General features: G+C 59.6%; 9 protein-coding genes. 6 read left to right on the forward strand and 3 right to left on the reverse strand.

Annotation, left to right across the window (positions count from 1 at the left end):
• Positions 1-88: 88 nt before the first annotated feature.
• The 3 genes from D8U69_RS18480 to trxB all read right to left on the reverse strand — a co-directional run bounded on the left by D8U69_RS18480 (position 89) and on the right by trxB (position 2,557).
• Complete coding sequence (locus D8U69_RS18480) at positions 89-796, reverse strand: arginyltransferase (RefSeq protein WP_056854607.1); 708 nt, start codon at positions 794-796, stop codon at positions 89-91.
• A gap of 57 nt (positions 797-853) precedes the next feature.
• Positions 854-1,534 (reverse strand): leucyl/phenylalanyl-tRNA--protein transferase, encoded by a 681-nt coding sequence (gene aat, locus D8U69_RS18485; protein WP_130907867.1) that lies wholly within the window; start codon positions 1,532-1,534, stop codon positions 854-856.
• Positions 1,535-1,597: 63 nt separating this feature from the next.
• On the reverse strand, positions 1,598-2,557 hold the full coding sequence (gene trxB, locus D8U69_RS18490) for a thioredoxin-disulfide reductase (protein ID WP_130907868.1): 960 nt from the start codon (positions 2,555-2,557) through the stop codon (positions 1,598-1,600).
• Between the two features lie 308 nt (positions 2,558-2,865).
• On the opposite strand from trxB, the gene D8U69_RS18495 reads away from it, so the two are divergent.
• The 6 genes from D8U69_RS18495 to D8U69_RS18520 form a co-directional block, all read left to right on the forward strand.
• Positions 2,866-5,274: a DNA translocase FtsK gene (locus tag D8U69_RS18495; protein ID WP_056854604.1), complete on the forward strand. Its 2,409-nt coding sequence runs from the start codon at positions 2,866-2,868 to the stop codon at positions 5,272-5,274.
• A 68-nt stretch (positions 5,275-5,342) separates the two neighbouring features.
• Positions 5,343-5,966 carry an outer membrane lipoprotein chaperone LolA gene (gene lolA, locus D8U69_RS18500; protein ID WP_056854603.1) on the forward strand — a complete coding sequence of 208 codons (624 nt, stop codon included), beginning with the start codon at positions 5,343-5,345 and terminating at the stop codon, positions 5,964-5,966.
• A gap of 174 nt (positions 5,967-6,140) precedes the next feature.
• On the forward strand, positions 6,141-7,463 hold the full coding sequence (locus D8U69_RS18505; protein ID WP_056854602.1) for a replication-associated recombination protein A: 1,323 nt from the start codon (positions 6,141-6,143) through the stop codon (positions 7,461-7,463).
• Positions 7,463-7,837: a fluoride efflux transporter CrcB gene (gene crcB, locus D8U69_RS18510; RefSeq protein ID WP_130906292.1), complete on the forward strand. Its 375-nt coding sequence runs from the start codon at positions 7,463-7,465 to the stop codon at positions 7,835-7,837. The genes D8U69_RS18505 and crcB overlap by 1 nt, the downstream gene beginning before the upstream one ends.
• 15 nt (positions 7,838-7,852) lie before the next feature.
• The gene (serS, locus tag D8U69_RS18515; protein ID WP_056854600.1) at positions 7,853-9,133 is read left to right on the forward strand and encodes a serine--tRNA ligase; all 1,281 of its coding nucleotides are present in this window, start codon (positions 7,853-7,855) and stop codon (positions 9,131-9,133) included.
• The coding region (locus tag D8U69_RS18520; protein ID WP_130907869.1) for an NAD(P)-dependent oxidoreductase at positions 9,134-9,245 on the forward strand (112 nt) is incomplete at its 3' end. It abuts the gene before it with no gap.

Below are 9,245 nucleotides of genomic sequence, written 5' to 3' on the forward strand. Positions count from 1 at the left end.
TGAATGGCCCGGTGCAACTGCGCCAGGCAAAAGCGGCGTGCATTGTGCCCGAAAAGTGGGGGTCAAGCCAAGGGGTTTAGGGTGTGCTCTAGTTCAGAACGACCCAGCGCTGGTTAACCAGCAGCTCTATTGGGCGATATTGGGTCTTGTAGCTCATTTTTTTGCAGTTTTTGATCCAGTAGCCCAGGTAGACCGCATCCAGCCCCAGGCGCCGGGCCTCGGCGATTTGCCAGAGGATCGCATAACGCCCCAGGCTGCGTCGTTCTTCGGCAGGCTCATAGAAGGTGTAAACCGCCGACAGGCCGTTTGGCAGCAGGTCGGTCACCGCGATCGCCAGCAACCGTCCGTCGAGACGAAATTCATAGAAACGCGAAAACGGCAGGTCACGCACCAGGAACGTAGAAAATTGATCGCGGCTGGGCGGATACATGTCGCCATCGGCATGTCGCTCTTCGATGTACCGTTGATAGAGATCGAAATACTCTTCACTGAACCCGGGTTTGGCCGGGCGCACCTGCAGATCGGCGTTGCGTTTGAAAATGCGTTTCTGCTGACGATTGGGCGTGAATTGCCCTACGGGAATGCGCGCAGGCACGCACGCATTGCAGTTCTGGCAATGGGGCCGGTAGAGGTGATCGCCACTGCGACGGAAACCCATTTCCGACAGGTCTGCATAGACATGCACATCCATGGGCTGGCTAGGGTCAAGGAACAGGGTCGTGGCCTGCTCCTCAGGCAGATAGCTGCAAGAGTGGGGCTGAGTGGCATAGAACTTCAGGCGCGCCAACTCGGTCATGATCAACCCTCGGGATAATGCTTTCGATTAAGTGTAAGCCACGCGCGCAAAAGTCGCTCAGCAAACCCAGGTTGCGCGGCTGGGTCGATCCAGATATTGCGCCAGATAACCGGCAAACGCGCTGCGGGGAATTGCCCGCGCGCCAAGGCTGTGCAGATGATCGGTCGGCATCTGGCAGTCGATCAAGACAAAGCCGGAGTCTTTCAGATGTCGCACCAATGTGGCAAAACCAAATTTGGAGGCGTTGTCGGCGCGGCTGAACATCGATTCGCCGAAAAACATCTGGCCCATCGCCAAACCGTACAATCCGCCAACCAGTTCTTGCTGGTCCCAGACTTCCACCGAGTGGGCGAACCCGCGACGGTGCAGTTCAATGTAGGCGTCCTGCATGGCATCGGTAATCCAGGTGCCATCGGCGTATTCCCTGGGGGCGGCGCACGCCCGGATAACGGCGGCGAAATCCCGATCGAAGGTCACCTGATAGCGTTGTTGGCGCAGCAATTTGCCAAGGCTGCGGGATACGTGCAGTTCGTCGGGAAATAAAACTGTGCGTGGGTCGGGTGACCACCAGAGGATCGGTTGGCCTTCCGAGAACCATGGGAAACAGCCGTGACGATATGCCTGGATCAGCCGGTCGGCAGACAGGTCGCCACCGGCCGCCAGCAACCCGTTGGGGTCACGCATGGCCTTTTCCAGTGGCGGGAAAGTCAGGGTGTTGCGTTGTAACCAAGTCAGCATGGCGTTCGGGCTTGCAGAAGGGGAGGGCGGTGGCGGGCTCTCGGCCCGCCGTGAAGTGTGCCGTTAAACGACGGGAATGTCGTCGAGGTATTTTTCCGCGTCCAGTGCAGCCATGCAGCCAGCCCCTGCGGAAGTCACGGCCTGGCGATAGACGTGGTCGGCCACGTCACCAGCGGCAAACACGCCCGCAATGGCGGTCGCCGTGGCATCGCCATCACTGCCACCCTTGACCAGCAGGTAACCGTCGCGCATTTCCAGTTGGCCGACGAACAGGTCGGTATTGGGTTTGTGGCCGATGGCGATGAACACCCCGGCCACTGCCAGTTCCTTGAGTTCACCCGTATGGCTATCGCGCAGGCGGGCGCCGGTCACGCCAGTGGCGTCACCCAGTACCTCATCGAGGTTCTGGTTCCAGTGCAGGCGAATATTGCCGTTGGCAGCTTTCTCGAAGAGTTTGTCCTGGAGGATTTTCTCAGAACGCAACTTGTCCCGCCGGTGTATCAGATGAACTTCCTTGGCAATGTTCGACAAGTACAGTGCTTCTTCAACGGCGGTATTGCCGCCACCAATGACCGCGACCACTTGATTGCGATAGAAGAACCCGTCGCAGGTCGCGCAGGCGGAAACGCCTTTGCCGGCAAACGTTTCTTCCGACGCCAACCCCAGGTATTGCGCGGAAGCGCCGGTGGCAATAATCAGCGCGTCACACGTGTAGGTGCCGCTGTCGCCAATCAGTTCGAACGGGCGCTGTTGCAACTTGGCAGTATGGATGTGGTCGTACACGATCTCTGTGGCAAAGCGCTCGGCGTGTTTTTGCATGCGGTCCATCAACACCGGGCCGGTGAGGCCTTCGACATCGCCTGGCCAGTTATCGACTTCCACGGTGGTAGTGAGCTGGCCACCGGCCTGTATGCCGGTAATGACAACGGGTTTGAGGTTGGCGCGGGCGGCATACACGGCTGCGCTGTAACCGGCGGGGCCGGAACCCAGGATGATCAGGCGGTGATGCTTCGCTTCGCTCATAAAAACACCTCATAAGCCTTTGTCACAAAAGACAATGCATGCTCAAATTGAGTCGCACGTGATGTGCTGTTGACTATGCTACACCCTAGGATCACAAGCATGGCATCAAGCGTACAAACCCGTACAATGCCTGGCTGTAACAGCGTTTGTAACAAAATAAGCAGGACGTTTCGTGTTTATAAAAACCGGAACGCAGTGTTAAAAGTAGTCTGAGTTATGGCTGTCAACTTTTTTACCTGCCTGGATTGGGCAGTTTTTAATAGTCAATCAACAGATGGACGCGCCTTGGGCGCAGGAATAGTAGCGTTTTGAAGAAATCCACCGAAGCACCCAAAACAGTCGTGCCGCTCTGGCGTCAGCAATTGCACTACCGCCTCAAGGAAGGTGCATTGATCGCCATTGGCGCGTTGTGCCTGTTTCTGATGATGGCCTTGCTGACCTACGGCAAGGACGATCCGGGCTGGAGCCATAACAGCAAGATCGACGATGTGCAGAATTTCGGTGGTCCGGCGGGCTCCTACAGCGCCGATATCCTGTTCATGGTGCTCGGTTACTTCGCCTACATCTTCCCCCTGTTGCTGGCGATCAAGGCCTACCAGATCTTCCGCCAACGTCACGAGCCGTGGCAGTGGAGCGGCTGGCTGTTCTCCTGGCGCCTGATCGGGCTGGTATTTCTGGTGTTGTCCGGTGCTGCGCTTGCCCATATCCATTTCCACGCGGCGACCGGTCTGCCGGCCGGTGCTGGCGGTGCGCTGGGCGAAAGCCTGGGTGATCTGGCGAAAAACGCCTTGAACATTCAGGGCAGCACGCTGCTGTTCATTGCCCTGTTCCTGTTCGGCCTGACCGTTTTCACCGATTTGTCGTGGTTCAAGGTGATGGACGTCACCGGCAAGATCACGCTCGACCTCTTCGAGCTGTTCCAGGGCGCAGCCAACCGCTGGTGGGCGGCCCGTACCGAGCGCAAGCAACTGGTGGCGCAATTGCGTGAAGTCGACGACCGCGTGCACGACGTGGTCGCGCCAACCGTCACCGATAAACGCGAACAGGCCAAGGTCAAGGAGCGCTTGATCGAGCGTGAGCAAGCCCTGAGCAAGCACATGTCCGAGCGTGAGAAACAGGTGCCGCCGGTGATTGCGCCGGCGCCGGTCAAGCCACCAGCCCCGAGCAAGCGCGTCGAGAAAGAGAAACAGGCGCCGCTGTTCGTCGACAGTGCGGTGGAAGGCACCTTGCCGCCGATTTCGATTCTTGATCCCGCGGAAAAGAAACAACTCAATTATTCGCCGGAATCCCTGGCCGCGGTCGGTCATTTGCTGGAAATCAAGCTCAAGGAATTCGGCGTCGAAGTCACTGTGGATTCGATCCACCCAGGGCCGGTGATCACCCGTTACGAAATTCAGCCGGCGGCCGGGGTCAAGGTCAGCCGCATCGCCAACCTGGCAAAGGACCTGGCACGTTCCCTGGCCGTGACCAGCGTGCGGGTGGTGGAAGTGATTCCGGGCAAGACCACGGTCGGTATCGAGATTCCCAACGAAGACCGGCAGATCGTGCGCTTCTCCGAAGTGCTGTCGACTCCCGAGTACGACAACTTCAAATCGCCGGTCACACTGGCACTGGGTCATGACATCGGCGGCAAGCCGGTCATCACTGACCTGGCGAAGATGCCGCACCTGCTGGTGGCCGGTACCACCGGTTCCGGTAAGTCGGTGGGTGTGAACGCGATGATCCTGTCGATTCTGTTCAAGTCCGGCCCGGAAGACGCCAAACTGATCATGATCGACCCGAAAATGCTCGAACTGTCGATCTACGAGGGCATTCCGCACCTGCTGTGTCCGGTGGTCACCGACATGAAGGACGCCGCGAACGCCCTGCGCTGGAGCGTTGCCGAGATGGAGCGACGCTACAAACTGATGGCGAAAATGGGCGTGCGCAACCTGTCTGGCTTCAATGCCAAGGTCAAGGAAGCCCAGGACGCTGGCGAGCCGTTGAGCGATCCGCTGTACAAGCGCGAAAGCATCCATGATGAAGCGCCGCTGCTGCAAAAGCTGCCGACCATCGTGGTGGTGGTCGACGAATTCGCCGACATGATGATGATCGTCGGCAAGAAGGTGGAAGAACTGATCGCGCGTATCGCCCAGAAGGCGCGTGCTGCCGGCATCCACCTGATCCTCGCGACCCAGCGTCCGTCGGTTGACGTGATCACCGGCCTGATCAAGGCCAACATTCCGACCCGTATGGCGTTCCAGGTGTCGAGCAAGATCGACTCCCGGACCATCATCGACCAGGGCGGCGCCGAACAATTGCTGGGGCACGGTGACATGCTCTACATGCCGCCGGGTACCAGTCTGCCGATCCGTGTCCACGGGGCCTTTGTGTCCGACGATGAGGTTCATCGCGTGGTCGAGGCCTGGAAGCTGCGTGGCGCGCCGGAGTACAACGACGACATCCTCAACGGTGTCGAAGAGGCCGGCAGTGGCTTTGAGGGCAGCAGCGGTGGTGGCGACGGTGATGATCCCGAGGCCGATGCGTTATATGACGAAGCGGTGCAGTTCGTTCTGGAAAGCCGCCGTGCCTCCATTTCCGCGGTTCAGCGTAAACTGAAAATCGGCTACAACCGCGCAGCGCGCATGATCGAAGCCATGGAAATGGCCGGTGTCGTGACGTCCATGAATACCAACGGTTCGCGTGAAGTCCTGGCCCCTGGCCCGGTACGCGACTGATCCGAGATTGAAAAGGGGCGGCGTCCCGAGGCGCCGCCCGCACTCCCACGAATGTTATGAGGACTCCCATGCGTCTGATCCGCATGCTGTTGCTACCGGTACTGGCCTTGACCACGCTGCAGGCTCACGCCGATGACAAGGACGTGGCGCGCCTGACTCAATTGCTGGAAAAATCCCAGACCCTGACCGCACGTTTCTCCCAGCTGACCCTCGATGGCAGCGGCACCCAGTTGCAGGAAACCGCAGGTCAAATGTCCCTGCAACGCCCGGGCCTGTTCTACTGGCACACCGACGCGCCGCAAGAACAGTTGATGGTTTCCGATGGCAAGAAGGTCACCCTTTGGGACCCGGACCTGGAGCAGGTCACCATCAAGAACCTCGATCAGCGACTGACTCAGACCCCGGCGTTGCTGTTGTCCGGTGACGTGTCGAAGATCAGCCAGAGCTTTGACATCAGCGCCAAGGAAGCCGGCGGGGTGATTGACTTCACCCTGAAGCCGAAAACCAAGGACACGCTGTTCGACAACCTGCGTTTGTCGTTCCGCAACGGCTTGGTCAATGACATGCAACTGATCGACAGCGTCGGCCAGCGCACCAATATCCTGTTTACCGGTGTGAAGGCCAACGAGCCGATCCCGGCTTCGAAATTCAAGTTCGACATCCCTAAAGGGGCGGACGTGATCCAGGAGTAAGACGCATAACTTGTGGGAGCGGGCTTGTGTGGCGAGGGAGCTTGCTCCCGCTGGACTGCGCAGCAGTCCCATTTTGGGGGTGTTTCGCGCCCCAGCGGGAGCAAGCTCCCTCGCCACAGGATTTCGCCAGACTTGAGAACTACGTAATAAAAAGCGAGGTTTTAACAGTACGTGATGGACCTGTTTCGCAGTGCCCCGATCGCTCAGCCCTTGGCCGCCCGTTTACGTGCGACCAACCTGGATGAGTACGTCGGTCAGGAACACGTGCTCGCTCGCGGCAAGCCTTTGCGCGAAGCCCTGGAGCAGGGTGCCCTGCACTCGATGATTTTCTGGGGGCCGCCAGGGGTCGGTAAAACCACGCTGGCGCGGTTGCTGGCGGAAGTCTCGGAGGCGCACTTCGAAACGGTGTCGGCCGTGCTGGCCGGGGTCAAGGAAATCCGTCAGGCGGTGGAAATCGCCAAGCAGCAGGCCGCGCAGTACGGCCGCCGCACGATTCTGTTCGTTGACGAAGTGCACCGTTTCAACAAGTCCCAGCAGGATGCGTTCCTGCCGTACGTCGAAGACGGCACGTTGATTTTCATCGGTGCAACCACCGAAAACCCTTCGTTCGAACTCAATAACGCATTGCTTTCGCGCGCGCGCGTCTATGTGCTGAAAAGCCTCGACGAAACCGCGCTGCGCAAATTGGTGCACCGCGCACTGACCGAAGAACGGGGCCTGGGCAAGCGCAACCTGACCCTCAGTGATGAAGGCTTCCAGATGTTGTTGTCGGCCGCTGACGGCGATGGCCGGCGTCTGCTCAATCTGCTGGAAAACGCCTCCGACCTGGCAGAAGACAACAGCGAAATCGGCACCGATCTGCTGCAAAGCCTGCTCGGCGACACACGTCGGCGCTTCGACAAGGGCGGTGAAGCGTTCTACGACCAGATCTCCGCGCTGCATAAGTCGGTGCGCGGCTCCAATCCCGACGGCGCCTTGTATTGGTTCGCGCGCATGATCGACGGCGGTTGCGATCCGTTGTACCTGGCCCGGCGCGTGGTGCGCATGGCCAGCGAAGACATCGGCAATGCCGACCCGCGCGCGTTGAGCCTGTGCCTGGCGGCGTGGGAAGTGCAGGAGCGGCTTGGCAGTCCCGAAGGTGAATTGGCGGTGGCCCAGGCCATCACTTATCTGGCCTGCGCGCCTAAGAGCAACGCGGTGTACATGGGTTTCAAGAGCGCATTGCGCGCGGCTGCCGAACACGGCTCGCTGGAAGTGCCGCTGCACCTGCGCAACGCGCCGACCAAACTGATGAAGCAATTGGGCTACGGCGACGAGTACCGTTATGCCCACGACGAACCCGATGCCTACGCCGCCGGGGAAGACTATTTCCCGGAAGAACTCGACCCTATTCCGTTCTATCAGCCGGTGCCCCGGGGCCTTGAGCTGAAAATCGGCGAAAAGCTCAGTCATCTGGCGAAACTCGACCGTTTAAGCCCCAGGCAGCGGAGAAAATAGTGGTCCCATTGATAATCGCGGTTTCCGTCGGCGGGATCGCCGGCACGCTGTTGCGCTTCGCTACGGGTAACTGGATCAACGCTAATTGGCCGCGGCACTTCTATACCGCGACGCTGGCCGTTAATATCGTGGGCTGTTTGCTGATCGGCGTTCTATACGGTCTGTTTTTGATTCGCCCGGAGGTGCCCATCGAGGTGCGTGCCGGGTTGATCGTCGGCTTCCTCGGAGGGCTGACGACTTTTTCATCCTTTTCACTGGATACGGTGCGCTTGCTGGAAAGCGGGCAAGTGCCGCTGGCCCTGGGCTATGCGGCCATCAGCGTATTCGGCGGGCTGCTCGCCACCTGGGCCGGCCTGTCCTTGACCAAACTTTGATAACGAGAGACCGACATGCTCGATTCCAAACTGTTACGTAGCAACCTTCAGGACGTAGCGGACCGCCTGGCTTCCCGTGGCTATGCCCTGGATGTCGCGCGCATCGAAGCGCTGGAAGAACAGCGCAAGACCGTCCAGACCCGCACCGAAGCACTGCAGGCCGAACGTAACGCGCGCTCCAAATCCATCGGTCAGGCCAAGCAGCGCGGCGAAGACATCGCGCCGCTGATGGCGGACGTCGAGCGCATGGCGGGTGAATTGAGCGCCGGCAAAGTCGAACTGGACTCGATCCAGACCGAATTGGACTCGATCCTGCTGGGTATCCCCAACCTGCCGCACGAATCGGTGCCGGTCGGTGAAGATGAAGACGGCAACGTCGAAGTACGCCGTTGGGGCACCCCGACTGCCTTCGATTTCCCGGTTCAGGACCATGTAGCACTGGGCGAGAAGTTCGGCTGGCTGGACTTCGAAACCGCCGCCAAGCTGTCCGGCGCTCGTTTCGCCCTGCTGCGTGGCCCGATTGCCCGTCTGCATCGCGCCCTGGCGCAGTTCATGATCAACCTGCACGTCACCGAGCACGGTTACGAAGAGGCTTACACGCCTTATCTGGTCCAGGCTCCGGCGCTGCAAGGCACCGGCCAGTTGCCGAAATTCGAAGAGGACCTGTTCAAGATCGCTCGCGAAGGCGAAGCCGATCTGTACTTGATCCCTACCGCTGAAGTGTCGCTGACCAACATCGTTGCCGGTGAGATCGTCGACGCCAAGCAACTGCCGATCAAATTCGTCGCCCACACACCTTGCTTCCGCAGTGAAGCCGGTGCGTCGGGCCGTGACACTCGCGGCATGATCCGCCAGCACCAGTTCGACAAGGTTGAAATGGTGCAGATCGTCGAGCCGTCGAAGTCGATGGAAGCGCTGGAAGGCCTGACCGCCAACGCTGAAAAAGTCCTGCAACTGCTCGAACTGCCTTACCGCACCCTGGCGCTGTGTACCGGCGACATGGGCTTCAGCGCGGTCAAGACTTACGACCTGGAAGTGTGGATCCCGAGCCAGGACAAGTACCGTGAAATTTCCTCGTGCTCCAACTGCGGCGATTTCCAGGCCCGTCGCATGCAAGCCCGTTTCCGTAATCCGGAAACCGGCAAGCCTGAACTGGTGCACACCTTGAACGGTTCCGGCCTGGCTGTGGGTCGTACGTTGGTTGCGGTTCTTGAGAACTACCAGCAGGCCGACGGTTCGATCCGCGTGCCTGAAGTGCTCAAGCCTTACATGGGTGGCCTTGAGGTAATCGGCTGAATGAACTATCTGCCGCTGTTTCACAACCTTCGCGGCAGTCGTGTGTTGGTCGTCGGCGGGGGGGAAATTGCCTTGCGCAAATCCCGCCTGCTGGCCGATGCCGGTGCGCTGC

It is taken from the genome of Pseudomonas sp. Sample_16 (genome assembly GCF_004307665.1).
GTDB lineage: Bacteria > Pseudomonadota > Gammaproteobacteria > Pseudomonadales > Pseudomonadaceae > Aquipseudomonas.

Excerpts from the sequence above, each read along its gene's own strand:
- aat (WP_130907867.1), bottom strand. The coding sequence starts at position 1,534 with ATGCTGACTTGGTTACAACGCAACACCCTGACTTTCCCGCCACTGGAA.
- D8U69_RS18480 (WP_056854607.1), bottom strand. The coding sequence starts at position 796 with ATGACCGAGTTGGCGCGCCTGAAGTTCTATGCCACTCAGCCCCACTCT.
- trxB (WP_130907868.1), bottom strand. The coding sequence starts at position 2,557 with ATGAGCGAAGCGAAGCATCACCGCCTGATCATCCTGGGTTCCGGCCCC.
- lolA (WP_056854603.1), top strand. The coding sequence starts at position 5,343 with ATGCGTCTGATCCGCATGCTGTTGCTACCGGTACTGGCCTTGACCACG.
- serS (WP_056854600.1), top strand. The coding sequence starts at position 7,853 with ATGCTCGATTCCAAACTGTTACGTAGCAACCTTCAGGACGTAGCGGAC.
- D8U69_RS18505 (WP_056854602.1), top strand. The coding sequence starts at position 6,141 with ATGGACCTGTTTCGCAGTGCCCCGATCGCTCAGCCCTTGGCCGCCCGT.